This window comes from Streptomyces sp. NPDC058008 (assembly GCF_042886395.1).
Taxonomy (GTDB): Bacteria; Actinomycetota; Actinomycetes; order Streptomycetales; family Streptomycetaceae; genus Streptomyces.
Window position 1 is genome coordinate 63,801 of record NZ_JBHVQX010000034.1, and the last position, 24,028, is coordinate 87,828.

The 24,028-nt window shown below is 68.8% G+C and carries 40 protein-coding genes; 15 read left to right on the top strand and 25 right to left on the bottom strand.

Going from position 1 to position 24,028, the window contains the following annotated elements:
- Positions 1-124: 124 nt before the first annotated feature.
- The 4 genes from ACFVS9_RS28370 (at position 125) to ACFVS9_RS28385 (ending at position 2,865) form a co-directional block, all read left to right on the top strand.
- The gene (locus ACFVS9_RS28370) at positions 125-1,474 is read left to right on the top strand and encodes a hypothetical protein (RefSeq protein WP_389936804.1); all 1,350 of its coding nucleotides are present in this window, start codon (positions 125-127) and stop codon (positions 1,472-1,474) included.
- A gap of 104 nt (positions 1,475-1,578) precedes the next feature.
- Positions 1,579-2,121, top strand: coding sequence for a hypothetical protein (locus tag ACFVS9_RS28375; protein ID WP_389936807.1), 543 nt, complete (start codon positions 1,579-1,581; stop codon positions 2,119-2,121).
- A 29-nt stretch (positions 2,122-2,150) separates the two neighbouring features.
- Positions 2,151-2,426: a hypothetical protein gene (locus tag ACFVS9_RS28380; RefSeq protein ID WP_389936810.1), complete on the top strand. Its 276-nt coding sequence runs from the start codon at positions 2,151-2,153 to the stop codon at positions 2,424-2,426.
- Positions 2,427-2,547: 121 nt separating this feature from the next.
- The gene (locus tag ACFVS9_RS28385) at positions 2,548-2,865 is read left to right on the top strand and encodes a hypothetical protein (RefSeq protein ID WP_389936813.1); all 318 of its coding nucleotides are present in this window, start codon (positions 2,548-2,550) and stop codon (positions 2,863-2,865) included.
- A gap of 71 nt (positions 2,866-2,936) precedes the next feature.
- Here ACFVS9_RS28385 and ACFVS9_RS28390 read toward each other — a convergent pair whose 3' ends face one another.
- Positions 2,937-3,332, bottom strand: coding sequence for a hypothetical protein (locus ACFVS9_RS28390; RefSeq protein WP_389936816.1), 396 nt, complete (start codon positions 3,330-3,332; stop codon positions 2,937-2,939).
- A gap of 411 nt (positions 3,333-3,743) precedes the next feature.
- On the opposite strand from ACFVS9_RS28390, the gene ACFVS9_RS28395 reads away from it, so the two are divergent.
- The 8 genes from ACFVS9_RS28395 (at position 3,744) to ACFVS9_RS28430 (ending at position 9,841) form a co-directional block, all read left to right on the top strand.
- Positions 3,744-4,073, top strand: coding sequence for a hypothetical protein (locus ACFVS9_RS28395; RefSeq protein WP_389936819.1), 330 nt, complete (start codon positions 3,744-3,746; stop codon positions 4,071-4,073).
- A 90-nt stretch (positions 4,074-4,163) separates the two neighbouring features.
- On the top strand, positions 4,164-5,438 hold the full coding sequence (locus tag ACFVS9_RS28400; RefSeq protein ID WP_389936822.1) for a DNA-methyltransferase: 1,275 nt from the start codon (positions 4,164-4,166) through the stop codon (positions 5,436-5,438).
- A 64-nt stretch (positions 5,439-5,502) separates the two neighbouring features.
- Entirely contained in the window at positions 5,503-6,234 is a 732-nt protein-coding gene (locus tag ACFVS9_RS28405; protein WP_389936825.1) for a hypothetical protein, read from the top strand.
- A complete protein-coding gene (locus ACFVS9_RS28410) occupies positions 6,231-6,566 on the top strand; it encodes a hypothetical protein (RefSeq protein ID WP_389936828.1) in 336 nt (111 codons plus the stop codon). Before ACFVS9_RS28405 ends, ACFVS9_RS28410 begins: the two co-directional genes overlap by 4 nt.
- Positions 6,567-6,689: 123 nt before the next feature.
- Positions 6,690-6,914, top strand: coding sequence for a hypothetical protein (locus ACFVS9_RS28415; RefSeq protein WP_389936829.1), 225 nt, complete (start codon positions 6,690-6,692; stop codon positions 6,912-6,914).
- The gene (locus ACFVS9_RS28420; protein WP_389936832.1) at positions 6,911-7,372 is read left to right on the top strand and encodes a hypothetical protein; all 462 of its coding nucleotides are present in this window, start codon (positions 6,911-6,913) and stop codon (positions 7,370-7,372) included. Before ACFVS9_RS28415 ends, ACFVS9_RS28420 begins: the two co-directional genes overlap by 4 nt.
- A gap of 462 nt (positions 7,373-7,834) precedes the next feature.
- Positions 7,835-8,662 carry a helix-turn-helix domain-containing protein gene (locus ACFVS9_RS28425; protein ID WP_389936834.1) on the top strand — a complete coding sequence of 276 codons (828 nt, stop codon included), beginning with the start codon at positions 7,835-7,837 and terminating at the stop codon, positions 8,660-8,662.
- A 126-nt stretch (positions 8,663-8,788) separates the two neighbouring features.
- Positions 8,789-9,841, top strand: a complete 1,053-nt coding sequence (locus ACFVS9_RS28430) for a PhlD (RefSeq protein WP_389936837.1) — start codon at positions 8,789-8,791, stop codon at positions 9,839-9,841.
- 30 nt (positions 9,842-9,871) lie between these two features.
- Here ACFVS9_RS28430 and ACFVS9_RS28435 read toward each other — a convergent pair whose 3' ends face one another.
- A complete protein-coding gene (locus ACFVS9_RS28435; protein ID WP_389936839.1) occupies positions 9,872-10,048 on the bottom strand; it encodes an Arc family DNA-binding protein in 177 nt (58 codons plus the stop codon).
- Between the two features lie 37 nt (positions 10,049-10,085).
- Between ACFVS9_RS28435 and ACFVS9_RS28440 the strand changes: the two genes are divergently transcribed.
- Positions 10,086-11,321: an RNA-guided endonuclease InsQ/TnpB family protein gene (locus ACFVS9_RS28440; RefSeq protein ID WP_389936842.1), complete on the top strand. Its 1,236-nt coding sequence runs from the start codon at positions 10,086-10,088 to the stop codon at positions 11,319-11,321.
- Positions 11,322-11,427: 106 nt separating this feature from the next.
- On the top strand, positions 11,428-11,925 hold the full coding sequence (locus tag ACFVS9_RS28445) for a hypothetical protein (protein WP_389936845.1): 498 nt from the start codon (positions 11,428-11,430) through the stop codon (positions 11,923-11,925).
- A 67-nt stretch (positions 11,926-11,992) separates the two neighbouring features.
- Here ACFVS9_RS28445 and ACFVS9_RS28450 read toward each other — a convergent pair whose 3' ends face one another.
- The 5 genes from ACFVS9_RS28450 to ACFVS9_RS28470 all read right to left on the bottom strand — a co-directional run bounded on the left by ACFVS9_RS28450 (position 11,993) and on the right by ACFVS9_RS28470 (position 14,826).
- Complete coding sequence (locus ACFVS9_RS28450; RefSeq protein ID WP_389936848.1) at positions 11,993-12,511, bottom strand: hypothetical protein; 519 nt, start codon at positions 12,509-12,511, stop codon at positions 11,993-11,995.
- 109 nt (positions 12,512-12,620) lie between these two features.
- Complete coding sequence (locus ACFVS9_RS28455) at positions 12,621-13,448, bottom strand: hypothetical protein (RefSeq protein ID WP_389936851.1); 828 nt, start codon at positions 13,446-13,448, stop codon at positions 12,621-12,623.
- 19 nt (positions 13,449-13,467) lie between these two features.
- Complete coding sequence (locus ACFVS9_RS28460; RefSeq protein ID WP_389936854.1) at positions 13,468-14,025, bottom strand: hypothetical protein; 558 nt, start codon at positions 14,023-14,025, stop codon at positions 13,468-13,470.
- Between the two features lie 109 nt (positions 14,026-14,134).
- Positions 14,135-14,473, bottom strand: coding sequence for a DUF6233 domain-containing protein (locus ACFVS9_RS28465; RefSeq protein ID WP_389936856.1), 339 nt, complete (start codon positions 14,471-14,473; stop codon positions 14,135-14,137).
- A 2-nt stretch (positions 14,474-14,475) separates the two neighbouring features.
- Positions 14,476-14,826: a hypothetical protein gene (locus tag ACFVS9_RS28470; RefSeq protein WP_389936858.1), complete on the bottom strand. Its 351-nt coding sequence runs from the start codon at positions 14,824-14,826 to the stop codon at positions 14,476-14,478.
- Between the two features lie 562 nt (positions 14,827-15,388).
- Here ACFVS9_RS28470 and ACFVS9_RS28475 point away from each other — a divergent pair.
- Complete coding sequence (locus ACFVS9_RS28475; protein ID WP_389936860.1) at positions 15,389-16,021, top strand: hypothetical protein; 633 nt, start codon at positions 15,389-15,391, stop codon at positions 16,019-16,021.
- A 79-nt stretch (positions 16,022-16,100) separates the two neighbouring features.
- On the opposite strand, the gene ACFVS9_RS28480 is transcribed toward ACFVS9_RS28475, so the two are convergent.
- The 18 genes from ACFVS9_RS28480 to ACFVS9_RS28565 all read right to left on the bottom strand — a co-directional run.
- On the bottom strand, positions 16,101-16,637 hold the full coding sequence (locus tag ACFVS9_RS28480) for a nuclease-related domain-containing protein (RefSeq protein WP_389936862.1): 537 nt from the start codon (positions 16,635-16,637) through the stop codon (positions 16,101-16,103).
- Between the two features lie 101 nt (positions 16,638-16,738).
- Positions 16,739-17,287 (bottom strand): hypothetical protein, encoded by a 549-nt coding sequence (locus tag ACFVS9_RS28485; protein WP_389936865.1) that lies wholly within the window; start codon positions 17,285-17,287, stop codon positions 16,739-16,741.
- Positions 17,284-17,505, bottom strand: coding sequence for a hypothetical protein (locus ACFVS9_RS28490; RefSeq protein ID WP_389936867.1), 222 nt, complete (start codon positions 17,503-17,505; stop codon positions 17,284-17,286). The genes ACFVS9_RS28485 and ACFVS9_RS28490 overlap by 4 nt, the downstream gene beginning before the upstream one ends.
- Positions 17,502-17,720 carry a hypothetical protein gene (locus ACFVS9_RS28495; protein WP_389936870.1) on the bottom strand — a complete coding sequence of 73 codons (219 nt, stop codon included), beginning with the start codon at positions 17,718-17,720 and terminating at the stop codon, positions 17,502-17,504. Before ACFVS9_RS28495 ends, ACFVS9_RS28490 begins: the two co-directional genes overlap by 4 nt.
- A gap of 97 nt (positions 17,721-17,817) precedes the next feature.
- Complete coding sequence (locus ACFVS9_RS28500; protein WP_389936873.1) at positions 17,818-18,210, bottom strand: response regulator transcription factor; 393 nt, start codon at positions 18,208-18,210, stop codon at positions 17,818-17,820.
- Positions 18,207-18,440, bottom strand: a complete 234-nt coding sequence (locus ACFVS9_RS28505; RefSeq protein ID WP_389936876.1) for a hypothetical protein — start codon at positions 18,438-18,440, stop codon at positions 18,207-18,209. Before ACFVS9_RS28505 ends, ACFVS9_RS28500 begins: the two co-directional genes overlap by 4 nt.
- A 2-nt stretch (positions 18,441-18,442) precedes the next feature.
- Positions 18,443-18,883, bottom strand: coding sequence for a hypothetical protein (locus ACFVS9_RS28510; RefSeq protein WP_389936879.1), 441 nt, complete (start codon positions 18,881-18,883; stop codon positions 18,443-18,445).
- Positions 18,884-18,885: 2 nt separating this feature from the next.
- Complete coding sequence (locus ACFVS9_RS28515; protein WP_389936883.1) at positions 18,886-19,203, bottom strand: hypothetical protein; 318 nt, start codon at positions 19,201-19,203, stop codon at positions 18,886-18,888.
- A gap of 41 nt (positions 19,204-19,244) precedes the next feature.
- Entirely contained in the window at positions 19,245-19,424 is a 180-nt protein-coding gene (locus ACFVS9_RS28520) for a hypothetical protein (protein WP_389936886.1), read from the bottom strand.
- Between the two features lie 9 nt (positions 19,425-19,433).
- On the bottom strand, positions 19,434-19,622 hold the full coding sequence (locus ACFVS9_RS28525) for a hypothetical protein (RefSeq protein WP_389936889.1): 189 nt from the start codon (positions 19,620-19,622) through the stop codon (positions 19,434-19,436).
- Positions 19,623-19,796: 174 nt separating this feature from the next.
- Positions 19,797-20,336 carry a single-stranded DNA-binding protein gene (locus ACFVS9_RS28530; RefSeq protein WP_389936891.1) on the bottom strand — a complete coding sequence of 180 codons (540 nt, stop codon included), beginning with the start codon at positions 20,334-20,336 and terminating at the stop codon, positions 19,797-19,799.
- Positions 20,333-21,229: a WhiB family transcriptional regulator gene (locus ACFVS9_RS28535; protein ID WP_389936894.1), complete on the bottom strand. Its 897-nt coding sequence runs from the start codon at positions 21,227-21,229 to the stop codon at positions 20,333-20,335. The genes ACFVS9_RS28530 and ACFVS9_RS28535 overlap by 4 nt, the downstream gene beginning before the upstream one ends.
- Complete coding sequence (locus ACFVS9_RS28540) at positions 21,226-21,975, bottom strand: WhiB family transcriptional regulator (protein WP_389936897.1); 750 nt, start codon at positions 21,973-21,975, stop codon at positions 21,226-21,228. Before ACFVS9_RS28540 ends, ACFVS9_RS28535 begins: the two co-directional genes overlap by 4 nt.
- Positions 21,972-22,505 (bottom strand): RusA family crossover junction endodeoxyribonuclease, encoded by a 534-nt coding sequence (locus tag ACFVS9_RS28545; protein WP_389936900.1) that lies wholly within the window; start codon positions 22,503-22,505, stop codon positions 21,972-21,974. The genes ACFVS9_RS28540 and ACFVS9_RS28545 overlap by 4 nt, the downstream gene beginning before the upstream one ends.
- Positions 22,502-22,897, bottom strand: a complete 396-nt coding sequence (locus ACFVS9_RS28550) for a hypothetical protein (protein ID WP_389936903.1) — start codon at positions 22,895-22,897, stop codon at positions 22,502-22,504. The genes ACFVS9_RS28545 and ACFVS9_RS28550 overlap by 4 nt, the downstream gene beginning before the upstream one ends.
- Before the next feature lie 210 nt (positions 22,898-23,107).
- Positions 23,108-23,452: a hypothetical protein gene (locus ACFVS9_RS28555; protein ID WP_389936906.1), complete on the bottom strand. Its 345-nt coding sequence runs from the start codon at positions 23,450-23,452 to the stop codon at positions 23,108-23,110.
- Complete coding sequence (locus ACFVS9_RS28560; RefSeq protein ID WP_389936909.1) at positions 23,449-23,712, bottom strand: hypothetical protein; 264 nt, start codon at positions 23,710-23,712, stop codon at positions 23,449-23,451. Before ACFVS9_RS28560 ends, ACFVS9_RS28555 begins: the two co-directional genes overlap by 4 nt.
- The coding region (locus ACFVS9_RS28565; RefSeq protein ID WP_389936912.1) for a hypothetical protein at positions 23,709-24,028 on the bottom strand (320 nt) is incomplete at its 5' end. The genes ACFVS9_RS28565 and ACFVS9_RS28560, both read right to left, overlap by 4 nt.

The following is a 24,028-nucleotide window of genomic DNA, read 5'->3' on the forward strand; positions in this document are numbered from 1 at the left end:
TCGGCCCGGTGATCGTCGTGGAGTAGCTCGAACTCGTGGCCGATCCCCCTTCCTCGCTTTCGGTTCCGTACCTCGTATCCGGAATCGCGTGGAATCATGAACTGCCGACAACACGGGGGAGAACATGGCACAGATCGGGCTCGAGCTTTACACGGACATCCCTGAAGAGGTAGCCGCCATCAAGGCCTACTGGCGCCTCGCCGAGGACGGTGAGACGTGGGAGCAGACCGTCGCAGGAGTCCGGGCCGCGTTCGATCTCAAGCCCCAAGAGCTGACACGACTTGTACAGGCCGGCGCCACCGCGGCCATCATCGATCTCGTGTGCGCCGATTGCGGTGGTTCCACCGATGTCGCAAACCGGACAGAGTTTGCGTCCTTGATCCGGCAGGGCAACATCGTTTGCAGCACCTGCCAGCTTGCTGCTCAGCAGGAACGCGAAGAAGCTCAACGGCAGGCCGCCAGGCAGCGCAGAAACGCCCTCCTGCAACGCTTTCCGGTCCGCAGGGTAGACGCCTTGACCGTCGACGGCTTCTCGCTGTTCCAGGCAGTCGCGCTGCACGCCATGTTCAGCGACCCCGCCGTCGAGGACGCCGGCCTGACCACCCCGACCAGCATCTGGCCCAAGGATCGCCGGTGGGCCCCCGACAACCGCCTGTATGACTTTGAGCGACGCCTGCTCAATGCCGAGCACCGGACGGTGGCCGTCCACCCTGACTCGCACCCGGATGCTTTCGTCTGGAAGGACGATGCCCCAGACGGCTCGTACTACCTCGGGCAGGCCAGCTACTACCTGTACGGCCCCGAGGATGACCTGAGCTCCCGGTCGCCGCGGCTCCTGCACGAACTGAACCAGACCTTCCGCGAAGGCCCCTGGCCCTCGCAGTGGCACGAGCAGTGGCGTGATCTGTGGGACGAGCTGGCACTGTCCTACGCCTCGTCCTACCTCGACATGAAGCTGGGCGAGCACAACCTTGAGATGAAGCAGGGAGAGGGCACCCTGACGGCCCTTGCCGACGCCCTGGCAACGTTCAGCCTCGGCCAGGTTTTCAACTTCATCTACCGGGCAACGAAGGACTCGGCCGCCTACTACCTGCGTGGCGGCGTAAACAAGCGGCAGGCAGCGAACAGCACGGTCGGCCGGATTAGCGCTGCCGCGGACAGGGCGCGGGCCAACGAGTGGGAGATCAAATCGTTCGGCAGGCCCTGGACCCTGCCGCTCTCCGCGATCGGAGAGACGTTCTTCAGTAAGGTCATGTGGCAGGCGGACATGATGCCAGTGGCCAGGCGGGACGCGATCGTTCCTCCGCACGCGGCTACGCCGCAGCCCTCCTCGCTTCCGCAGCAAGCGCAGGGCTCCCCCGACGTTGCCGCTGAGTGGCCCGCAGAGCCGTCGGATGACGACATCACTGACTGCTCCGGGTGCGGCCGTCAGATTCACGGCGAAGGCCTCTGCAAGCAGTGCCAGTCTGTGTAGCAGCATGCCCTGTCGTCGGCGCACCGCCCCCAGCCCGATCCGGGCTGGGGGCGTTGTTGTGCAATGCCCGGACAAGGCAGGTCACAGGCGACAAGACTGGCCGCATGACCGATGAAGACGTACCAACCGGCCTTCTCCTCCCCTATGAACCGGGCACCCAGTGGAGGTTCACTTCAAGGGAGCGCAGGGTCACCCATACCCATGAGCTTGCACTGCGTTACGACCCAACCGGGGTCGGTGAAGCAGACGACTACCTTGCCGACGAGATCACCGCCGACACTCTGTGGCGGCGGTGGGCCAAGCAGTACGCCGACGCAGACCACCAACGCCACCCCGACCAGTGCCGGCGCGGCGAAGTCCGCATCGACTGGACCGTTACCTCACCCGGCGGGACCTTCGAGGCCGCCCCCCACACCGGCGCCAACGAGGACTTCCTCACGTACTACACCCACCCCACGAACCCCGACACCGGGGAGCGCCTGAACTGGCTGCGCCTGCCTGTCGTCGATCTCGGCTGGCATGCGACCGCGAATGACCGCAGCGGCTTCATCCAGCAGGTCACCGGGTGGAAGCCGTCCCCGTTGCAGCCCACGATGGACGTCCGCCAGATCGGGGCCGCCGCCGGCCTGTACGTCCCGCCCCTGTAGACCGCCCCCGCAAGAGAGAGCGTGACACCATGACGAAGCCGAGATTGTCCGCCGAGGAGCACCAGCAGCTCGGGTTGCGCCTGGCCGCGATCCGGGATGAGCTCCTCCACCTGGGCACCGACCTGATGAACGCCTACCCCAAGTACGGGCCCGAAGCCGTGCCGGCCCGCAGGCTGACCGCGGCCTATGAGGCGGTCGACCAGGCGCGCTGCGAGCTCGACAACCTCATGTTCCGGGAGCACCCCAGGCAGGGCGAGACGACGTTCTACTACCCGCAGACCGAGGACCGCGCCTACCGGCGCTGACCACTGCGTCCCTGTGCCCCCGGACCGGCCCTGGTCCGGGGCACAGCCGTATTCCGCCCCGCCTTGTCGGTGCCCGCTGCCACACTGGGCGCAGACACCCCCGCCCCAAGGAGAGCCGGCCGTGGACCAGGACCGCACGCAGGACACCAGCCGCTGTACGGCCGCGCACGCCGAGGACCCCGCCCAGTGCATCGGCCCCCATGACGCCGTGACGATCCTCGACGGTGTCGGCGGCGCCGCACCCGGATGCGAGTTCCACGGGGCGCGCATGCTGGCCTCCATCGACGGGGCCCGGGTCGAGCCCGGCAGTGTGCTGGGGGCGGCAACTCGAGTGCTCGCAGCCGCGGACGGCATCCGACCGTTCTGCTGGTACACGAACGCCCCGCGGACGAGGCCGGAGCAGTTGTCTCGAGCGGAAAACCGGGCTGCCGCCAGGTAGGCGTCCCGCACCAGCAGTGAGCCCCCGACCGGATAGTCGTGGGCTTTGTCGTGTCCGGGTGCTGCGTCCGGTTAGAGGTCGAGGACGGCCCAGGTGTGGCGTCCGTCGGGCCCGGTGTCGGTGCCGCAGCTGGTGACCGTCTGGTGGGCGGTGATGCGGTGCAGGACGTCCTCGTCGTCCTCGTCGTCCGCAGCAACCGTGGTGTCCCGGGTGGTCGAGGTGGCGTGGGAGAGGGCCAGAATGCACACCTGCCGGTCCTGATCCGACACGTGGACCGTGACCCGTGTGCCGGCGTCGGCGACCGCCGTGTCGACGAGGAGCGTCACCACGGCCTCCACCGTGGCCAGCACGTCGGGGGCGGGCCGGTACTCCCACTTCGCCAACTGCCCCAGCACCAGCCTCCGGGCTTTCCCCGTGGCCCATGGGGCGGACTCCAGCACCCAGTTCGCACCGCGTCGGTTCGCCATTGTTACCCCACGCCTTCCCGACCGGGACAGGGCCCTGCCGGGGCCGGCGGGTACGCCCGCAGCCAGGACGTCGGGGAGCAGCGTCTCCGGGCGGGGAGGCGACAAGGGGCGCTTTGGCGGGGGCGGGGTCTTCGGCGGGTAGTCCGGCGTGTGCTCGGTCGTCGCGGTCATCTGCTGCTCCCCGGGGTGCGGGCCGGAGGGTGTCGACCCTGGGTCAGATCGTAGGCCTGGCCGCGGGGGTGGGGTGGGGGTTCGGCGGGATGAGGTGACGAACGACATCACCTCGAACCATTTTACGTCTGGCTTAAGCAATACGTTTACGGGTATGATGGGCGCCTGCCTACCCGGGCGGGGGGAGCAAACGGCCAAAGCCGCGTCACCCTGAAAAGGCCCCCGCCCCAGGAGCTGCTCATGACCCTCCCGCCCGTAGTTACCGTCCAGGCCACCGAGTACGAGGTATCGATCCTCCTCGAAGGCGACATCAACCGGAGTCCCTTCGTGATCGCCGTGCAGTACAGGGGCGGGGGCATGTGGGCCGTCACCCGGCACGGCGCCTGCCTCGGGTCGGATGGCGAGTGGTCGCGGGAGCCCATCCCCTCGGAGCGCGACGACGCCTGGCTGGAAACCCGCCGCTTCGACCTTGACACCGCCCTGCGCCTCGCCCGAGAGGCCGCCCCGCACGTCGCCGTCAACGGCCGCACAGTGCTCGACGCGTACCGCCGGGCCCACGACATCACCTGACCACACGACAGGGCGGCCCCCTGCCTGCCTGTAACAAGCGGGCGGCCGCCCCACCCCAGCATCACACCCCACACACCAGGAGGAACACCGATGGCCGAGTACTACCGCGACGAGCAGGTAACCCTGCACCTTGGCAACTGCCTCGACATCCTCGCCACCCTGCCCGACGCCTCGGTCGACGCGGTCATCACCGACCCCCCGTATGAGATCGGCGTAGCCGGCCAGGCGTGGGACTCCACCGGCATCGCGTACAGCGTCCCCATGTGGGCCGAGTGCCTCCGCGTTCTCAAGCCCGGCGGGCACCTGCTCAGCTTCGGCGCCCCGCGCACCTACCACCGCATGGTCGTCGCTGCCGAAGACGCCGGGTTCCGAATCATCGACCAGCTGGACTGGGTCTACACCCACGGCAAGCCGAAGGGCGTCGACCTTGCGCGGGCCATAGACCGGCACCGCGATGACCGTGAGCAGGTCCTGCAGGTCACCGCGTGGCTGAAGCAGGCCCGCGACACCGCCGGGTGGACCAACCGGCAGATCGACGTCCTGTTCGGGTTCTCCGGCATGGGCGGCCTGTGGACCACCCAGGGCAAAGCCGCGATCATCCCCACCAACGAGCAGTGGGCGAACCTTCAGGACGCCCTCGGCTTCGACGACACCAGCATCCTTCCGCTCGTCACCGAGCTCAACGACCGCAAGCGCACCGTCGGAGAGGCATTCGCGCAGCGAGAGGTCATCAGCCGGAAGCAGGGCGCCGCCCACACAGCCGGCCTGTACGGGGCGATGTCCGAAGACCGCATCAAGTCACGCGCTGCATCCGAGAACGCCCGCCGGTGGGAGGGCTGGAACACCCGGCTGAAACCGGCGCACGACCCGATCCTCCTCGCCCGCAAGTCCACCGGCTACGACAGCCTCGTCGGCGGCCTCCTCCGTCACGGTGTCGGCGGCCTCAACGTCACGGGCTGCCCGGCCGACGGGGGCGGCTACCCGACGAACATCCTCCTCGGCCACGCCTGCCCGCCCGGTGGGTGCCTGCCCGGCTGCCCCGTCCGCGAGACCGGCGACGCAGCCCGCAGCTTTCCCGTGTTCCGGCTGGAGTCCCGCACCCCCAACCGTGAGCGCGTCGAGGTCGACGGGGTCCGGCACGACACCCCGAAACCCCTTGCCCTGATGCGGTACCTGGTTCGCCTCGTCACCCCGCCCGGCGGCACCGCACTGGACCCATTTGCCGGGTCGTCGACCACCCTGCTCGCCGCCCGCGACGAGGGCATGCACGCGATCGGGATCGAGCAGCACGAACCGTATGCCCGCCTGTCCGCGGCCCGACTGTCCGAGCCGTACAGCGTCGGCCTGTTTGACACCTCCGCCTAACCCACCCCACCCGCCGGCCCGGGGCACGTACCGCCCCGGGCTGCTCACACCACAGGAGCACCCGATGACCCACACCACACCCGCCGACCAGCTCCGCGCCGCCGCCGAGGACACGGCCGAGTGCGGCGACCAGCTCACCGAGTGGACGTGCACCCTCCCGCCCGGACCTCACCCGAACTGGCGGCACGTCGACAGCAACGCCGGGGCGTGGTGGGACCAGTCCCGCATCGCGCCGCACAGCAACCGGCCCGCCTCGTGCCCGTCCCCGGAGACGCACAACTGGGGATGCGGCTGCCCCACCGACCAGGCCCCCGCCGCGAAGCGCGTCGAGGCCGAGCACGTCCTGTACGACGCGCTCACAAAGGGCACCCGGCACGCGCAGGTGCGGCAGCACATCATCGACGCCTACAGGGCCGCCGTGATCGACGAGCACACGCACGCCGCCCCGCCCGCGCCCGCCGTCGACCGGGCCCCGGCCTGCATCTGCGGGCACCCAGCACAGCAGCACTTCGAGGACGTCTGCCAGGTCTGCGACTGCGGCGACTACCTGGTGCCCGAGGCGGCACGGGAGATGATCGCCCACCTGCGCGCCGCCGTGCTCGCGACGCAGGACGGACGCCGGGCCACGGTCCTGAACGAGCGGGCGGACTACTTCGAAGGCGTGCTCCGCAATGCCGCCGACCCGGGCAGCGATCCCCGGTACTGGTCCGCGATCAGCGACGTCATCAGGGGCCTTCGCCAGCAGGCCGCCGAGGCGCAGCAGCCCACCCCCGCCCCGGCCGAGGAGACGAAGTGACACAGCAGCCGGACACCCTTCTCTTCGACGGCACGAACGCCAGCGTCCTGGCCGTCATGCGCTTCGTGGACGCCGGACGCACTACCACCATCATCGACATCCACGCCGACACCGACCCGGCCAAGACCCACATCGCGTTCCCGACGCCCAACGGCCGAGTCCGGGTGACCGCAGGCGACGTGATCACGCGCGGACCGGACGGTTCGTACTCCGCTCGCCCGATGAAGCCGCCCACGCACCTGCCGAAGGGCACGAACGCCGAGGACTGTCCCGCCTGCAAGGGCACGAACCCGCCGTACCCGTTCCTCTGCCCCGGACCGCCCGCCCCGTGACCCCAACCCATGCCGTCCTGCACGTGGCCCTGTGCACCGCCCTCGGGACCACAGCCACCCTCCTGCTCCACCACGGGCGGCACAGGCCCGGACACGGGCACACAGACACCCGGAAGGACCACCGTGGACCAGCACCAGCGCCGCGCCCGCGTCATCAACATGCGCAAGGCCCGCCCCCTCCGCCCCACCACCGACCCCAACCCCGACACCCCCTGCACCGCCACCGCACCGCACACCGACGGTGGGACCTACACCTGCACCCTCACCGGCACCCACACGCCCCACTTCGACGAGAAGCGCAGCGTCCACTGGCTCCCCGACGACGACACCACCGAGGGGGCCCGGTGACCACCCAGCCCGACCGCCTCCACCACCTCCTCGACCGGGCACGACGCGGCGTCCTCCTCCCCGCCGAAGCGGAGCAGCTGGCCGCACTCGTCGGGGAAGTGGAGAAGTCCGCCGCGATCAACGCCGAAGTCGACGCGCAGGCTGACGAGCAGCTGAACGGTGCGCGCGAGGTCGCCCAGTACTACAAGGCTGTGGCTGAGAAGGCCCAGGCGTGGGGCGAGCAGCACCGCGACCGCGCCAACAGGTACCGGACCCGCACCGAAGCCGTCCGCACCGAGCTGTCCGCCCTCAACAGCGAGACCGCCGGGCTGAACCCCTACGCCATGGCAGGCCGCCGTGACGCCGTCTCCCGCATCCGGGCTGCGCTCCAGTTGGTCAGCCACGACACCCCCGTCCCCGACGACCCGCGCGTCACCGAGCTGGAGGCCGAGGTCGCCCGGCTCACGCCCACCACCTGACCTCACGGGCCGCCCGGACCACCACCCGGGCGGCCACACGAAAGCCCCGTGCCAGGCGGGGGGCGCACCAGCACGGGGCAGTAATCGGGGGTTGAAATGCAGGAATAGCGGTGGGAATACCAGAGGCCTAGACCCGTGCTGCGAAACACTCCGCCCCTGAATGACGGAATTCGGGCCGTACGCGTTCTAGCATCCCCACCACTGTTCCAGTCCTGTAACGGGATTCCGCTGCGAGAGACCACACCCGAACACACGGTAAAGGTTTGGCCAGGAATCCCGTCGGTGGTACAACGCCCCCACCAGCCAGCAGACCAGCAGGCGTTGCCCCACGACCACCATCATGCCGCCCTGACACCACGTAAAGTCATGCCTGCGCTTTATCGTCATCAACCATGCACAAAAAAGACCGCGCACGATCCATGGCACACACCATGACAACCGCACGGGGGGAATTCACCGAACATGCACAGCGCCCGCAAAGCCGCACTGAAGAAGCTCCTCGAAGAACGCCGCGGCCTGATCGACCCCACCACCCACAAACTCCCCCCATACATCCCCGGCCCCGGACGCCGGCCCGGCCTCACACAGCAGCAAGTCGCTGACCTGTGCAACGTGTCCCTCGGCGCCTACCGCAACCTGGAGTCCGGGTCCACCGCCGCCGACGTGCACCTCCTGCGCCGCGTAGCAGCGCTCCTCTGCCTCAACGAGCAGGAGTGGATCGCGGTCTGCCGGTACGCGGGCATCGGTGACCCCCCGGGCCCCCTGACCCCCGCCTCGGGGAAAGAAGTGCCCGGCGTGTGGCAGAAAGTCGTGGACGGGCAGATTTACCCTGCGTACGTCACCGACGCGTCCTGGGACCTCATCGCGTGCAACACCCTTTTTGCCCAGCTGTTCCCGCAGGGGCGTCTCCCACGGAACGTCATGCGGTGGATGATGCTTGACCCGGTCGGCCGGCAGATGCTCACCGACTGGCACACGGCGTGGGCGCCCCTCGTCCTCCCCCAGCTCGAGGCCGCCCTTGCCGCCCGGCCCGACGACGAAACACTGCAACGCCTCGAGCGGGATGTCCTCGCCGACCCCGACTGCGCCCCCATCTACAAGGCGGGCGGGGCGTACATTCACCCCGACGGTGACGAACGCCCCATCCTCCACGCCGTCGAAGGGCCGGGCTGGGTCACGATGTGCGCGGCCGGGCCCCTGACCGCCCCGGGGTCCCGGCACATCACCCTGATTTTTCACCCCGGGGAGCAGCGCGCTCACGAGCGGACACCACCTCTCCGCGCCCGGTAAAGCTCTGGCCAGCACAAACCAACCACACGTGCTGTTACCGGGACAGGGGGAATCATCCGCCCCCTGTCCCGTAGCGTGTGGTCAGCCCCACCCTGCCGCCGCACCAGATGACCGCCGGAGGATGTCGTGCCTGCCTACATAGCCCGCCCCGTGACCGTGTTCCCGGCCCACAAGGTCACCACCGGCGAGATCATCGACGACATTCGGCACCACCACCCCGACCACCCCAGGCTCCGCTCCCTGCCCCGCATCCTCGCCAACATGGGCGTCCAGACCAGGTATTTCACCCGCCCGTTGGACTCGCCGACCGTCGCCGGGACCGCTGGCATCGGAGACCGGGCCGCCGCAGCGTTCGGGGACGCCCTCGACCTCGCCGAACAGGCCTGCCGCCAGATCCTCACCCTGCACCACCTTGAGCCGGCGAACATCGACACCATCATCACCACGCACTCCACCGGGTTCTCCGTCCCCAATCTGGACATTCACCTGATGGATCGCCTAGGGCTTCGCCCCCACACCCGGCGCATCGCACTGACCACCATGGCCTGCGCCGGCGGCATCCAAGCGATGATCCGGGCCGTCGACATGACCACCGCCCGCCCCGGCACCACAACGCTCGTCGTCGCCGCGGAAACCATCTCCGCCATCTACAACCACGCCGACAACCAGATCGAGCACATGATCTACAAGGCGCTCTTCGGGGACTCCGCGGCCGCCACGATCGTCACCGACCAGCCCCACGGCCCCAGCATCCGCATCGGTGGCCCCCACGACACGTACGAACACGTCCTTCCGAACAGCCTCCCCCGCTACGCCGGCCGCGCCGACGAGTCGGGCTTCCACTTCGACAGCACGAAGGAAGCCCTCACCGCCGCGGACGATGTGCTGCCCGCCCTCCTGGACTGGCTCGGCCCGCACACCCTCGTCGACTGGGCGGCCATCCACCCCGGCAGCCTCCGCATCATCACCGACACTGCACGTGCCCTCGGCCTCGACGACCACGACACCCGGCACAGCACCGACACATTGGCCGACGAAGGCAACCTCGGCGGGCCCTCCGTCCTCCGGGTCCTCGAACGCACCCACGACGACCCGCCGCACAACGGGGCCCACGGTCTCCTCGTCGCCTACGGGCCGGGCTTCAATACCGCGGCCATCCGCGGTGTATGGGCTGGTTGACGAGATCCCCGACCTTCGGCGCTCATACCCTCAGGGTCGGGGTGGGCGTTGGTCTCTAGGTAGCGCTGCGGCGTCTTCCTTCGTGGCGAGAAGAGCGGCCTCAAGCAGGTGTACGACCTCAGAGTTGAGGGACCGGCGGTCGACCTCTGACTGAATGACCAGCCGGGCGTGCACGTCGTCGGGGAGCCTCAGCGTAATCCGAATCATGACACCATAATAGTGTCACTTCAGGTAGAATTGCAGCATGCAGCTTCGGTACAACTTCCGCTTGTACCCGACGACCGGTCAGCGTTTCGCGTTGGCGAGGACATTCGGGTGTGCGCGGGTGGTCTACAACGACGCCCTCCGGGCTCGCGAGACCGCCCGCTCGACAGGCGCACCGTTCCCGAAAGTAGGCGAACTGTCGAAGCTACTGATCACCGAAGCGAAGAAGACCCCCGAGCGCGCATGGCTTGGCGAGGTCTCCGCCGTGGCACTCCAGCAGTCCCTGCGGGACTTGGATATGGCGTACCGGAACTTCTACGACGGCCTGAAGGGCAAGCGCCCAAAGATGGGCGCCCCCCGGTACAAATCGAAGCGGGACACCCGGCAGGCCGTCCGGTTCACCACCAACGCCTACTGGAAGATCACCTCGGGCAGCAAGCTGCGCCTACCAAAGATTGGCGACGTACCGGTGAAGTGGTCGCGTGCCCTGCCCTCGACGCCTTCCTCGGTGACGGTGGTCAAGGACAGCGCGGGCCGGTACTTCGCGTCGTTCGTTGTCGAGACGGATGCCTCCGAGGTGCTGCCGGAAACGACGCCCGAGGTCGGCATTGATCTCGGGCTCGGCCACTTTGCCGTCCTGTCGGACGGTCGGAAAATCGACAGCCCGCGCTTCCTGCGCCGCGCCGAGAAGCGGCTAAAGAAGGCGCAGCGGGCCCTCTCCCGCAAGGAAAAGGGCTCAAAGAACAGGGGCAAGGCCAGGACCCGCGTCGCACGGGAACATGCCCGTGTCTCAGACGCCCGCCGTGAGTTCCACCACCAGCTCTCTACCAAGTTGATCCGCGAGAACCAAGCGGTCGCTGTGGAGGACCTGGCGGTCAAGGGACTCGCTCGCACACGCCTAGCCAAGTCCGTGCACGACGCCGGATGGTCGACGTTCGTGAGCATGCTGGAGTACAAGGCCGCACGGTACGGGCGAACCTTCATCCGGATCGGGCGCTTCGAGCCGACCTCCCAGGTCTGTTCGGCGTGCGGCGTGAAGGACGGCCCGAAGCCCCTAGGTGTCCGCGTGTGGACGTGCGGGGCGTGCGGAGTAGTCCTGGATCGAGACATCAACGCGGCGATTAACGTCGCCAAGGCGGCCGGACTGGCCGTGTCAGCCCGTGGAGCGCAGGTAAGACCGGTACTCGTACCGGCACCGCGCAACGAAGCGGGAACCCACCCGAAGCGACCTGCTGCCCTAGTGCAGTGGGAGCAGGCGGGAATCCCCGGCCTTTAGGCCGGAGAGGATGTCAAGGGCCCGGGTTCAACACGGCAGCCATCCGCGGCACCTGGCAGACCTGACCGGGGGCAGCAAACCGGGCCGGCGAGCACAGCATGGAGACATGAGCCCTTCCCCGCGCGCATCCGAGTCCAACCTCGTCGCCCACGCCCGCCGCGAACTCCGCCTCCTCGGCGAAGACCGCGACACCATCCGCGGCATCTGCCGAGTCGTCCAGGCCTTCGCCGACATGGGCCACAGCGGCAGCAGCGCCCACGCCGCCACCCAGTACCTCGAACGCCTCCTGCGGTTCCAGCCCCTCACCGACCTGACCGACGACCCCGCCGAGTGGATCGACCGGCACGCCGAAGGCATGACGCAGACCCCGCTGTGGCAGTCCTGCCGGAACTCCGAGGCGTTCTCCACCGACGGCGGGAAGACGTACTACCTCCTGTCCGAGCAGCAAGCAGCCGGCGACATCGCCACCACGCCGCTTCACCACACCAAGGCGCTCCCGCAGGGAGCCGAGACGGGCGTCGCCGTCCACGCGACCGGCGACCCGTCCGTGCTCGGTGCCGAGATCGGCCGGGCAGTGCGCCGAGCTCGCCGCGACGGCATCTGACGCGCCCAACGCACAACAACGCCCCCGCCCGGCCGTCAGGCCAAGCGGGGGCGTAGCTGTGTGGCGGTCAGGCTCCGGCGGCGGCCTCCACGGTCCGACGGTGCTTGGCGACCAGCTTGTTTACCGTGGACTGGTCGAGGCCGAGCGTCCGGGCTGCGGCCGACTGGTTGCCGCCGGAGTAGGCGACGACCTCGGCGACGGCTGCGGCACGCCGGGTGGCGGACTGCTGTGCCGTCTCCTCGTCCTTCTTCCAGTCCTCAATGGCTTTGATGGCTTTGAGGGCGCGGGAGGGGAGAATGCCGTCCTGGTTGATGATGTTGGCCATCTCGTCGGCTACGGCGGGGATCAGCTTGCCGTCGTCGTCGAGGGCGTCGGGGAACCAGTCGCCGTCCGTGATGGCGCTGCGCCCGAGGAGGATCTGCACCTCCTCCTCGCTTTCGGTGATGACGAAAGAGTTGGCGTGTGCGTTGCCCTCGATGATCTGGTGACCTTCCATGTGGACGAAGTCGCCAGCGGAGTTGAGGGCGAGGAGCCCGTCGCGGGAGGCGTAGAAGTCGATGATGTCGGTGCCGGTGATGGGTCGCATGGTGGTCCTCCCCGTTGGTGGGAGGCTGTTCGCCTCCCGACACCCATAACTATGGCACCCCTCCCATTACTTGTCAATGGGAGGGGTGCCGTAGGTAATGTCGGTACGGTCAGAAGTCAGGCTGGTCGCTGGCAAACCTCCCATCGACCCGCGCAGCACTCCGCCGGCCGCGACCAGGGCGGTGCGCCTGCAGCGCCTGCACCTGGTCCGCGGCATACAGCGACTCCCCGCCACGGCCCGATGCCCGGCCAGCAGCAGTGACACCCCAGCGGGACAGCTGCTTGCGGGCGCTCCCGGACGCCGACGGGCCCTCGAAGCCCAGGAACTCGGCGACCTTGCTGACCGGCCACAACTCCCGGTCCCGGCTGAGGAACGCGTCGATCGTCTCCGGGCGCCACTGCGGCTTGCTCAACACGTACCGGTCCGGCTCCGGGAGGAAGCCCGTGCCGCGCAGGGTGTCCCACGCCTTGATGTCCATCGGCTGGCCGGCGTCCCGCATCCAGGCCAGGACGCCATCGCGGGTCAGGTACCGGTCAGCGGCTGCGGCATCAGCGGACGGTACCCGGTCGGTCGCCGGGCCGACCCTCGACTTCACACCCGCGATCGGGTAGGCGGCCAGCGGCAGGGCGCCGGCCTCACGCTCCAGCCAGTCCGCTGCGGTCGTCGGCGAGCCGGCGGGGATGAGGCCGAAGTTCCGGATGGTTGCCACGTGCGGCTCGGCGGCGAGCTTGTCGGCCTCCGGGCCGTCCCCGTGGATGAGGCGGAAGTTGGGGTTGTCGCCCTTCGTCTGCCCGGTGGCGCAGACAACGCCCAGGGGCTGGTGGCCGGGGCAGGCGTGGATGGCTTCGGCGAGCGCGCGGGCCTTCGGGGTAAGGGTGTCGAGGTCAACGTCCTCGAGCGGGCCGCCCTTGCGGAGATGGAGCTTCACAGTAGTCATGGGGCGCGTTCCCTTCGAGTCAGGCGGCGAGCTGGGTGCGGAGCTGCGTGGCGAGGTCGAGGACGTCGTCGATGGTGACCTGGCGGATGTCGCCGCGGTAGGAGGTGCGGAGCTGGCCGTCCTCGCGGGCCTGCGGGTCGTCCGCCCACTCGGCGTCCGGAGTGTCGGAGATGACGATGACCGTCGACGCGAGGGCGTTCACGCAGTGGAGGCGGTCACCCTCGTCGGCGATGGCGTTCAGCTTGTCGGCGATCAGCGGCACCCAGCTGCGGACCGTGATCACGTTGGCGCCAGTGCGCTTGTCGATGCGCCGCTTGATGACGGGTGTGAGCGTCTGCGGGGTGTCGCCCTTGTACATGGCCGGCAGGGTGATGCTGGCGGTGAGGTCGAGCGTCATGGTGGCCTTCCTGGTGCGGCGGGCGCCGATGGCGATGCGGCGGGCGAGGGAGACGGTGTCGATGACCCAGCGGCCGGCGGTCTTGACGGCGGCGATGACGCCGCGGCGGGCCCAGGTGCGGATGGTGGCGGCGGTGACGCCGGCCTGGGTGGCGGCTGCGGTGGTGGTGATGGTGGTCATCGGGTCCCCCTCGGTTCGATGACTCCATAATGCCTCACGATGAGGCGTTATGGCAAGAGGGGTCACCAGAAAAATGACGAGCAATCAGAAAGGCCAGCTCAAAGGCCCGCTACCCCGACACCAGCCCCGTGTCCGGCCGACAGATCTCACACGGCTCGATGTCCGGCTCCGCCAGGGCGATCATCGCCTCCTCGCGGTTGATGAACCCACCATCCATCGGATACAGGGTGCAGTCCCCGCGGTGCAGCAGAGCCGTCGCGTTCGACCGCTGCGGCTGGATTTTCCACCGCAACGCCGCATGCGCAGCCTCCCGACGCCGCCGCTCCTGCTCCTCCTGGATCTCCAGCTCCCGGATCCGGTTCTTCACCTGGACCACCTGGTACTCCAGCCAGTCCAGCAGCGCCCGGTTTTTCTCCAGCGGGGACGGTTCCCCGCCCTGCCCGGTCACAGCTAGGCCCCGGCCGCCGGCTCGTGCGCGTGCTTCAAGGCGCTGCGGGCGTCGATCCGGTTCGGGCCGTCCAGCGTCGCCCAGTACGGGTGGGCGACGATCAGCGTCGTCAGCTCCAGGATCCGCACCCGGAACCCGGCGACCTGGGCGGCCTGCTCCGGCGTGTACCCGGGGCTGTCTGTCTTGGCGGGCCGGTAGTCGCTGTGCAGCTGCTTCGGGCCTTCCCACCCGGGCATGGGCTCCGCGGACCACGGCAGGGTGCGGGCGAAGGTGTCACGCTCGGCCTGCACCTGAGTGAGGGCGGCCTGGGCGTCGAGGAGGTCCTGGGGGAAGTCGAAAGCAGTCTTGGGCACACCCGGATGCTACGTCTGTTCGAATCCGGGAAGCGAACGGCGCACCGCACCACCCACCAGGGTCACCCACCCGCCAAAACCCACCCCACCCCCACCAACCCCTGCCAAACTGTGCACGGCCCCGCCGCAGACGACGGCCCGGCCACCAGGGGGCAAACCATGACATGCGGGAACTGCGGCGCAGCAGCCACCCAAAGCCCGGACGGATCCTGGATGTGCTCCAACCAGTGCGGCTGGTCCTCCCACGCCCCTGCCCCCGCCATAGAGCCTGAGATCACCACGACCCGGTGCCGCGGCTGTGACGCCGAAGTCCACGGCCTCGACGGCAGGTACGCGTGCGGGCTGTGCGGCTGGTCCAACCACTGGGCGGAAGGACACCGCCCGCTCCCAGGGCCACCACCCGTTCCGGGTGCCTTGTACGAGTAGGTACACGGCGGCCCGTTACGCGCTCGCGCGTGACCAGCACGGCGGTGATCGTTGAGCGACCTGGAATGCGCGTGGGTACCCCCCATCTCGCCGCAGTTGTGTTGCACAACGCACAACTTCGCTAGAGTAAGGACTTGTGAAAACCGCACCCGGACCACTCCTCAAAGTCCTGACCGACCTCTGGTCCCACGCCCAGACCAAGAACCCTGAACTTCCCACAGTGCGGATCGGCATCATCACCAGCGCACCCCCAGTCAGCCACGAAGCCATCCGCTGGGACGACCCCGAAGGCCGCGCCCCTCTCCTCGCGATCAGCCGCGACACCCTGCGCTCAGGCCACACCGAAGTCCTTGAGCTTGTGCTCCACGAAGCCGCACACCTCCTCTGTTGGCGCCGAGGGCTCATCGACACCGTCACCCGAGGCGTCTACCACAACGCCCGGTACCTGCGCGCAGCCAAAGAGGTTGGCCTCGAATGGCCAGCAGGAGCCACACGCACACCAGGGCGCGGATTCTTCAACCCCAGACTCGCAGCGAGCACCAAGGAGGAATACCAGAGCGACCTTCGCGCACTCGCCGACGTCCTGCCGCTGGTGCTCCCGCACCTCGACCTGCCTGACCCGCACCGCAACAGAACCCCTTCCCGGATGACGCTGGTCTGCCAATGCCCCGAACCGCGCCGCTTCCAGATCTCCCCGTCTGTTGCCAAGCAGGGCCCGATCGTCTGTGGAGTCTGCCGAGCGGACTTTGCCGACCCTCCCAGCTCCTGAACGCACGGAAGCGGCCCGTCGTTCTGGGGGGAACGACGGGCCGCTCATGCGTACACAGGGACGGTACACACCCGGGCTGTCACCTGTACGGCGAAAGGACCGCTGTCACCCTGGCGTCCAGGGCTTGCGCCCGGTGCCGGTCCGGGAGGGCCTGCACCGCCTGCTGCAACCGCGGCACCACCTCGCCGGCCCCCAACACCCACACCGTGCCGCCCGACACCGGGACCTCAAGCCCGCCAGGGGCCACCGGGGACCCGTGGACGACGATCAGCGGCACAACGACCACACCCGGCGGCAGGTCGAGAGCAGCCTCGACGAGCCGCGCGTACCGGGCGACGGCCTCGACCTGGTCGTGCCGGTCATCCCCGCAGTGCACCCGCCCGCCGATCAGCATCGTGGGCCGGCCGCGGTGCCACGTCTTCGTGTCCGCGACAACAACCGCGGTCCCGCACGGGGAGACGAGAACGTGGTCGACGTTGAAGCGGCGCCCGGACAACCGGAGGTCGTGCCGGATGTGCCAGCCGGCCCGGGACAGCGGGGCGAGCAGACGGGCCGTGGCCGCCTCCCCTGCGGCCCCGTGCTCCCACCGTGCCGCCACCGCGTCCGCCTGTCGCATCCCCGGGGTTCGGACCCCGCACAGCCACAGCACACCCCGCCACCCACGACGAGACCGACGCCGTATCGCCCGCGCCCGCGAGGCCGCAGAGTTCCGGAACCTCACTGGCCAGCCTCCCGCCACCAGCGCAGCCCATCCGGCTCACCGCGCTCAGGATCGCTGTCGCACTCGGCCAGGTGTCGGGAGTACGCCGCCACCCTGTCCGCCGCATACTCGCGCTGCACCGTGGTCATCTTCTTCGTGACCCACGACCACTTGCCCTCCAGCCACACCGTGAACCACGCCCCATTCTCCGGGGTGTCGTCCTCGCCCTCCTCTTCGTGCTCGGCGATTTCCCGGACCATGTCCTGCTCCCAGTCCGCCGGTACATGCACGGGCACGTTGTCGCTGCGGCACGCCTGGTCGACGATGCCGCGACACTGCCAGCAGTACCAGCCCACCTGAACCAGAGCCGCAGGCGCTTTCTCCGTAGGGGCCTCCTCGATGTTCAGGAGGTAGTCGATGCCCTCAACGGTCGTCCACACGTCCGCGTGCTCGGGGTACAGCTGGAACGTCTCAGCACGCTCCCGCAGCACCTCCTCGGTCAGGCCAGTGGACGCGATGAGTTCGGCCCGCTGGGCCTGCAACTCGTCCGGGGTCTTCTCGGTCATGCTGCGTTCTCCTTCGGGTTCCAGGTGTCGGGTCCGGGGATGGTGACCACCCGGCGGCCGCGGTGGCGTTTGGGCCAGTGGTCACGGCTGATGTGCGGGGCGGGGATGGCGACGCGATGGGATCCGTCGCATTCGGGGCGGCCGTGCGTCCAGTACCGGCCGGTGGGGGTGATGGCGGGGCGGCCACCGCAGTGCGGGCACCGGCGGCGGACGGTCACCGTGCTGCTCCTCGTCGTGTACGGCGAGCCTGCCTGCGGTCGACCTGCGCCTCGACCACCGTGGCGATCAGCACGATGAGCGCGGAGATTGCGAGCGTCGCCCATATTGGCGGGTCCTGCCGGTCCGTGGCTGCGTCCCATACGAGGCGGGCGACGATGCCGCCGGCGGTGGCGACGGTGATGAGGGCGATGAGTCCGCGGTGCTTGTAGAGCATGGGGTGCCTCCAAGGCGTGATGTGACGGTGGGTGAGGGGCGTCAGGTCTCGGCCCGACGGCGGTGTCGAAGATGTCCGATTCAAGGAAAGATCACGGTCACGCAGCGTTTGCCTTAGCGGTCTTCCGGACGGACTTCTTCTCCCGTCGGTACGCCCGCTCCCCGTCCCAACAGGCCTCGCACGGCTCCTCGCCCCGCCGCACGTGCGCAGCAAACCCGGCATGGTCCCCGTGCCGGCGGGGCTTCACGTCCAACACCCCTAGCTGGCAGGCCAGGAACACGGCATTCATGATGTTCCGGGCCCGGAGGGCGGTGATGATGACTTGCTGGTGGTAGTGGACGGTGCCAACGGCCAGGTGCATGGCCTTCGCGGTCTCAGGGATAGACAGCCCGTTTGCGGCGTGGCGGAGGACTTCCTGCTGTCGAGGGCTCAGGGAGACCGAGGGCCCGCCACCCGAAGGCGACGGGCCCAACGAGACAGAGGCGGTCACTGGCGCGCGCCTGCCGTCTCGATAACCTCCAGCTGCTGTACCGCCGGGAGGTGGTGCAGGAACTGGGCGTCGCCGTATGCCTCATGCTTGGCGGCGAGGGCGTCTTCCTCGGTGGTGGCCGTGAACGCGATCCAGGTGGCGGTGCACCAGGGATCCTCGGGGTGGAACCGGTGGAGACGTCCGTGGGAGAAGCACCAGGCGAACATGATCGCTGCGGGCTGGTCGGGCATGGTCAGCTCTCCTTCGTGGCAGCCGACTGCTGCGTCCTGGTGTCCTCGATGGCCAGGCAGGCGCGGAGATCGTTAGCGATTGCCGTGTACAACTCGCGGTCATCAGCCCGGAGCTCGTTCTCAGCGAACTCCTTCAGCCATGCGGCAAGCCCGCCCACCCGGTCGAGGACGGCTTCGAGCTTCGTGATCCGGTCCAGGAGGTACGGGACGTCCCCACGGGCACGGGCGATGAAATCGGCGTTGCAGTACGTCTGCCCGTCGCAGTGCTCACCGGTCAGCGTGGCGACGATCCCGTCGTGGACGCTGGCCTCGCCGGAGCCGGGAACGAACCGTGGGCGGGCCTCGATGGTGTACGTGCCAGCCCCGTCGTAGCCGGTGCCCCACGGTTCGGGGGTGGCGGCCTCGTGCCGGGCACGGATCTCTTCGGTACGGGCGTCGAACATGGTCAGCTCTCCTTCGGGGCGGTAAGGGCGTCGGCGCAGCCGCAGCGGATCCCGCCGAGGTGCGTCGGAGGTTCGGCGGGAACGGTCCGAATGTTGGGGCAGGTGTCCGGGAACCTGGAGCACACCAGGTCTGTTCCGGTTGTGGCGTTGCGCAGGCGCGCCTCCAGCTCGGTGACACGGGCGCGGAGCCGGTCGACCTCGGCCAGCAGCACCGCGAGGTGCCCGCTGATCACGGGGGCTGCACGGTCGGACATCAGCTCCAGCAGATCCAGCGTGCGGATCTCCTGCTCGCGGTCCGGGGTCAGCGGGGTGTCGGTCATGGTGGGGCCTTCCGGGGTTGGAACGGGCGGGGAGGGGGTGCTCACGCGGCATCACGCCGGCTGTGGCTCTTCGGGTCGCCGGTCCACGTCCAGCCGTCGATGGCCTCCTCCAGGACCAGCCGGTGTGCGAGCTGTTCGGCCGGCGTCCACGGGGTGTGGTCGGCCTGCCCGTACGTGCCGTCGGGGATGCCTTCGTTGATGAGGCGCTGCAGGGGGCTCATGGCGGGCTCCTAAGCGACGCGGACGGTGTACTGGCGGGCGGTGTACGTCCACCCGTACTCGGCCCAGTAGTCGGCGTCCTGCGTGGCGATCTCGGTGAGGAGGTTGGCCTTGATGGCTTCGACCTGGTCGTTGGTGACGGTGCGGGTGGCCCCGGGGACGGTGTAGCCGTGGGGGTCGATGAGGCGCAGTTCGGGCATGTGGTGTCCCTTTCGGGTACTCCGGCCCACGTGGTGTGGGTGGTTGTCGGCATGCCCACAGTACCCGTTAACGTATGGCATAGGCAAGACACAATGCGGCATTGGGTAACCCCGGACAGCACGAAGGGCCCGACCCCACCCGGGACCGGGCCCTGCACGTGCGCTGCTCCTGCGTCAGAAGGGCGGCTCGTCAACGGCGTTGCCACCCTGGCCGCCACCCTGCTGACCCCAACCCCCGCCCGCCGGCTGCTGCGTACCCGGGGTGCCAGACGCCCACGGATCCTCCACCGACGCTGCACCCTGCTGCTGACGAGCCTGCTGATACGCCTGCTGCCCCTGGCCACCCTTGCCCTTCACCCGAGTCACCTTCGCCGTCGCGGACTTCAGACTCGGGCCGACCTCCTCGACACCCAACTCGTACACCGTGCGCTTCACCCCCTCACGGTCCTCGTACGACCGCTGCTTCAGCCGGCCCTGCACGATGACCCGCATGCCGCGGGTCAACGACTCGGCCACGTGCTCCGCCGCCTCACGCCACACCGAGCACGACAGGAACAAGCCCTCCCCGTCCTTCCACTCGTTCGTCTGCCTGTCGAACACCCGCGGTGTCGACGCCACACGGAACTTCGCAACCGCCGCGCCGCCCGGGGTGAACCGGAGCTCCGGATCGTCCACCAAATTCCCGATGATCGTCACTACGGTCTCGCCGCTCATGCTGCACTCCTCATGTCGTTCTGCGTCAGCGACTTGCTGCGCATAGTGGTCATCTGCTGGTACGCCCGGCGCACCGACTCGCGGTTGATCCCGAGGTCCAAAGCGATCTGCCGCAGAGGAACCCCCTCGCCGTCGTGGCGGGCCCGAATCTCCCGTCCCGCCATCTCGATCACGTCACCAACGGTCAGGCCCGCACCGGACTCCCGGCGCACCCTCGTCTCAGCGGCCTGGAGCCGCTTCACGGCATCCTCCGCACCCTTCCGGGACACCCGCGGCAGGGCCGCGTCCCGCTGCGCCAACACCCGCAAACAGGCACTGACGACGTTCTGCGAGGTGTTCATCGTCCGGGCGATCTGCTCATGCGACCGGCCGATTCGCTCCAGCTCCCGCAACGTCAGCGACGACTCCTCCAGAATCCGTTCCACTGCCGACGGAGCCGTAGCACGCTCGCCGGCCGCAGGAACCAACATGCGGAACGCCTGATACACAGCCCTGCGGGTGGCCTGTAGCCGGGCCGCAGCCTCCTCCACCGGCATCTCCCGCTTGACCAACCACACCAGCAAGTCGGCGCCCCGCATGGTCGCAATGCCGCGAGAGGAAGCGTTGTCGATACGGCGTGACTGGAACGGGCTCAACTCCCCCTCAGGGCGCACCGAGAGCAGCTGCTCCCTTTCGGCAGGGGTGAATCCACCACAGATCGCATCCCGGTCGTTCCTGCGCAGAGCATCATCAAGGCACACCTCCCGGACGGGACACCCAACGCAAACAGCCTTCGCTTCGGCGATATGGGCATCAGACGCATCCGGGTCAGGGAAGAACAGGTCCGCGTCCGCGGCACTACACGCTGCAGCGACACGCCAGTCCGCCATCTGATCGACCACCGTGACGCTCATGCCGCCTCCTCCATGTCCCGCTGAACCAGACCCACCCGGGCGGCAACACCAGAAGACGACACCCGCGTCCGAAGCGGGCCACCCACCTCCGCGTACGCCTCACCCGTCACAACCCGCGAGATCATCCGCCGGGTCACCGGGTAATCCCGGCTGATCTCCTCATCCGTCGCACCCGCCGCAGACCGATTCCGGATCCGCAGCACCTGGTCGTCCGTCAGCAGCACCCGCGGCACCAGAGCCAGCTCAGCCGGGAACTCCACGCCACGCTCGGCACACCTCTTCCGCATCTGGCACACGAACTTCGACGTGGCCCGCTGCCCCAGGTCGTACAGCACGTCGAAATCCGTGTAGCTCATGCCCTGCCGGACCCCAACCGCAATGGCCGCCAACCGGTCAGCCGAACTCAGCCCCTTCGACTCCCCAGCGAGATAGGCCTCCACCGCGTCATCGAGCCCCTCGGCTCCGCTCAGGAGGCGACGCCGCTCCCTCCGGTCCAGGCCACCGAACACCCCGAACTCCTCGCCGGCGTCCAGAGCCGCCTGCAGGCACTGCGCCCGGACCGGGCACTTGGCGCACAGCCGCTTCGCCGCTGCGGTCTTCTGCTCGGCTTCCCCACCACCGACGGTCGGGAAGAACAGGTCCGCGTCAGCGGTCTTGCACAGGCCGCGGTACCGCCAGTCGCCGCTCTCACGGCTTGATACGGCAAATGTCGTACTACGGCGTCGGGGGAGGGTTCGGGTGGTCATGACGGGTCTCCTGTCAGGGTGTAGAGGCGGATGATGGCGCCGGGCTGGTCGAGGGCGTCGGGGTGTTCGCCGGGGAAGGCCTTGGTGGCGGTGACGCGGATGATGCGGGAGTCGTCGACGACTCCGCCGCCGTCCGCAATGCCGTCGAAGGTGGAGCGGATGAGCTTGTCCACGTCCCCGCTGTGCCGGGTGGTGGGCCATGTGCGCTTGCGCTTGGGGGCGCTGGCGGGCTTGAGGACGGTGAAGACGATGTCGGCTTCGAGGGGTCCGTCCAGGGGCTGTACGCCACCGAGGGGGTAGCCGCCGTACTGCTTGATGTGGGCGGCGGTCATGGCGTTCGCGGTTGCGGCGGTGACGAGGGCTCGCCAGGGTTTGACGCGTTTGGACTGTTCGACGAGGACTGCGGATACCCGGCCGGAGGCGGCGTTGAGGCGGTGTCCGGCATAGCGTTTCGAGCCCTGAGGTGCTGGCCGGCCGTGGACGACGATGGTGAGGCGGTGCGTCCGTACGAGGTCGGGGGCGGTGGTCACCAGGTCACCCCTGTCTGCTGGACGGTCACCGCGTTGAGGGCGTCCGCTGTGGGGGTCCAGAAGCCAAGGGCTCCCCTTGCGGTGACGGGTTCGGGGAGGACTGCGACGTCGTCGAGGGTCCAGTGGTAGGCCTGCTGGAATCCCCAGGGGCTGCAGCAGGTGCCGTCGTCGGACCAGTGGCAGCCGGTGATGGTGGCGACGCCGACGATTGCGCCGTATACGCCGAAGTTCGGACCGTAGATCTTGGCGTTCTTGTCGAGCTGGGCTCCGGCGTGGATGAGGATCCGGGTGCCGTGGTGTCGGGCGGGGAGCTTCCAGGTGCGGTTTTCGACCCGCTTGTCCTGGTGGACGATCGCCCCTGCCCAGGGCTGTCGAATGGTGAGGGCTTTCATGCTGCGTACTCCTGTACGGGTATGGGGCCGTGGCGTCCGGCGCGGAGGTAGGTGGCGTGTCCTGGGGTGTGGCCGAGGTGGACGGCGAGGCAGTACCGACACCTGTAGGTGTGGAAGTGGGGTCCGCCTTCGCCGCGTATTTGTCGGGCTCGGCGTCGGGCACTGCGCCGGCTGGGGAAGGCCCGTTTGCCGAGGCAGGACACTTCGTACTCAGTCGCCACGGGTTTGGGTGATGGCGATGGTGAGGGGGATGGCTCCGTCGGCGTTGGGGGCGCAGCGGGTCCATTGGCCGTTGTTGAGGTGGGCGTGCCAGTGGTGGGCGCGGTCGACGTACATGTGGTCGGGGAGGAGGCTGTTGGCCTCGGCGACGAAGGCGTCCGGGTTGTGGTGGCCGATGCGGGTGAGGTTGCCGTCCCAGTTGCGGAGGCCGGGGTGGGCGGTCCAGGGCCGGCCGAGCTGGTTGTCGCCGTGCTGGGCGAGGACGCGGGCGTTCTCGCTGGCCTGGATGACGGCGGCACCGAGGATGACGAGGTACGTCTGGTCGATGGTGGTCATGACGCGACTGCCGTGGGGCCGGTGCCGCGCGGGTGGCTGCACTTGCCGGTGAGGCACGGCTGGGCTCGGCGGGTCCACTCATCACGCCCGATGAGCTCGTGTCGCCAGCCCGTGGCGGCTTCCTTACGTCGGTCGGCGATGCGAGGGGTGAACTCCTTGTGGGCGTCCTCGGCGAGCAGTCCTACGTATTCGGCGTGGACGGAGCCGGTGACGCAGCCTTCGGGGTTGACGCGGATCCAGAACTGTCGGTTCGTGCTCACGGCTGGGGGTGCTCCTTCATGGGCTCGGTGGTGGCGGTGAGGCTGGCGTCGATGTCGTCTCGGGACAGCTGCTGGGTGTCTTCGGCGGTGGCGGCGGCCTGGTGGAGGGTGAGGATGCGGGCCTGGCCGTGGGGGTCGGTGCAGAGGGCGGCGGCTGCTTCGGCCTGCTCGAGTTCGCGGCCGTTGGTGACGGTGGCGGTGTGGTGGGCGCCTTGGGGGCAGGGGGTGTGGGCGGTGAAGACCTGCGTGCCGGCGGTGTGGGTGAGGCGGGCGCCGGACGGGAAGCGGATCTGGGCGGTGCCGTTGGGGAGGGGGG

Excerpts from the sequence above, each read along its gene's own strand:
- ACFVS9_RS28395 (WP_389936819.1), top strand. The coding sequence starts at position 3,744 with ATGACCCTCCCGCCCGTAGTTACCGTCCAGGCCACCGAGTACGAGGTA.
- ACFVS9_RS28480 (WP_389936862.1), bottom strand. The coding sequence starts at position 16,637 with ATGCGACAGGCGGACGCGGTGGCGGCACGGTGGGAGCACGGGGCCGCA.
- ACFVS9_RS28405 (WP_389936825.1), top strand. The coding sequence starts at position 5,503 with ATGACCCACACCACACCCGCCGACCAGCTCCGCGCCGCCGCCGAGGAC.
- ACFVS9_RS28555 (WP_389936906.1), bottom strand. The coding sequence starts at position 23,452 with ATGACCACCATCGACCAGACGTACCTCGTCATCCTCGGTGCCGCCGTC.
- ACFVS9_RS28425 (WP_389936834.1), top strand. The coding sequence starts at position 7,835 with ATGCACAGCGCCCGCAAAGCCGCACTGAAGAAGCTCCTCGAAGAACGC.
- ACFVS9_RS28535 (WP_389936894.1), bottom strand. The coding sequence starts at position 21,229 with ATGAGCGTCACGGTGGTCGATCAGATGGCGGACTGGCGTGTCGCTGCA.
- ACFVS9_RS28460 (WP_389936854.1), bottom strand. The coding sequence starts at position 14,025 with ATGACCACCATCACCACCACCGCAGCCGCCACCCAGGCCGGCGTCACC.
- ACFVS9_RS28450 (WP_389936848.1), bottom strand. The coding sequence starts at position 12,511 with ATGCGACCCATCACCGGCACCGACATCATCGACTTCTACGCCTCCCGC.
- ACFVS9_RS28550 (WP_389936903.1), bottom strand. The coding sequence starts at position 22,897 with ATGAAAGCCCTCACCATTCGACAGCCCTGGGCAGGGGCGATCGTCCAC.
- ACFVS9_RS28540 (WP_389936897.1), bottom strand. The coding sequence starts at position 21,975 with ATGACCACCCGAACCCTCCCCCGACGCCGTAGTACGACATTTGCCGTA.
- ACFVS9_RS28495 (WP_389936870.1), bottom strand. The coding sequence starts at position 17,720 with ATGCTCTACAAGCACCGCGGACTCATCGCCCTCATCACCGTCGCCACC.
- ACFVS9_RS28390 (WP_389936816.1), bottom strand. The coding sequence starts at position 3,332 with ATGGCGAACCGACGCGGTGCGAACTGGGTGCTGGAGTCCGCCCCATGG.
- ACFVS9_RS28530 (WP_389936891.1), bottom strand. The coding sequence starts at position 20,336 with ATGAGCGGCGAGACCGTAGTGACGATCATCGGGAATTTGGTGGACGAT.
- ACFVS9_RS28445 (WP_389936845.1), top strand. The coding sequence starts at position 11,428 with ATGAGCCCTTCCCCGCGCGCATCCGAGTCCAACCTCGTCGCCCACGCC.
- ACFVS9_RS28380 (WP_389936810.1), top strand. The coding sequence starts at position 2,151 with ATGACGAAGCCGAGATTGTCCGCCGAGGAGCACCAGCAGCTCGGGTTG.
- ACFVS9_RS28400 (WP_389936822.1), top strand. The coding sequence starts at position 4,164 with ATGGCCGAGTACTACCGCGACGAGCAGGTAACCCTGCACCTTGGCAAC.
- ACFVS9_RS28515 (WP_389936883.1), bottom strand. The coding sequence starts at position 19,203 with ATGACCGACACCCCGCTGACCCCGGACCGCGAGCAGGAGATCCGCACG.
- ACFVS9_RS28525 (WP_389936889.1), bottom strand. The coding sequence starts at position 19,622 with ATGCCCGAACTGCGCCTCATCGACCCCCACGGCTACACCGTCCCCGGG.
- ACFVS9_RS28435 (WP_389936839.1), bottom strand. The coding sequence starts at position 10,048 with ATGATTCGGATTACGCTGAGGCTCCCCGACGACGTGCACGCCCGGCTG.
- ACFVS9_RS28455 (WP_389936851.1), bottom strand. The coding sequence starts at position 13,448 with ATGACTACTGTGAAGCTCCATCTCCGCAAGGGCGGCCCGCTCGAGGAC.
- ACFVS9_RS28485 (WP_389936865.1), bottom strand. The coding sequence starts at position 17,287 with ATGACCGAGAAGACCCCGGACGAGTTGCAGGCCCAGCGGGCCGAACTC.
- ACFVS9_RS28505 (WP_389936876.1), bottom strand. The coding sequence starts at position 18,440 with ATGCCCGACCAGCCCGCAGCGATCATGTTCGCCTGGTGCTTCTCCCAC.
- ACFVS9_RS28520 (WP_389936886.1), bottom strand. The coding sequence starts at position 19,424 with ATGAGCCCCCTGCAGCGCCTCATCAACGAAGGCATCCCCGACGGCACG.
- ACFVS9_RS28440 (WP_389936842.1), top strand. The coding sequence starts at position 10,086 with ATGCAGCTTCGGTACAACTTCCGCTTGTACCCGACGACCGGTCAGCGT.
- ACFVS9_RS28510 (WP_389936879.1), bottom strand. The coding sequence starts at position 18,883 with ATGTTCGACGCCCGTACCGAAGAGATCCGTGCCCGGCACGAGGCCGCC.
- ACFVS9_RS28375 (WP_389936807.1), top strand. The coding sequence starts at position 1,579 with ATGACCGATGAAGACGTACCAACCGGCCTTCTCCTCCCCTATGAACCG.
- ACFVS9_RS28370 (WP_389936804.1), top strand. The coding sequence starts at position 125 with ATGGCACAGATCGGGCTCGAGCTTTACACGGACATCCCTGAAGAGGTA.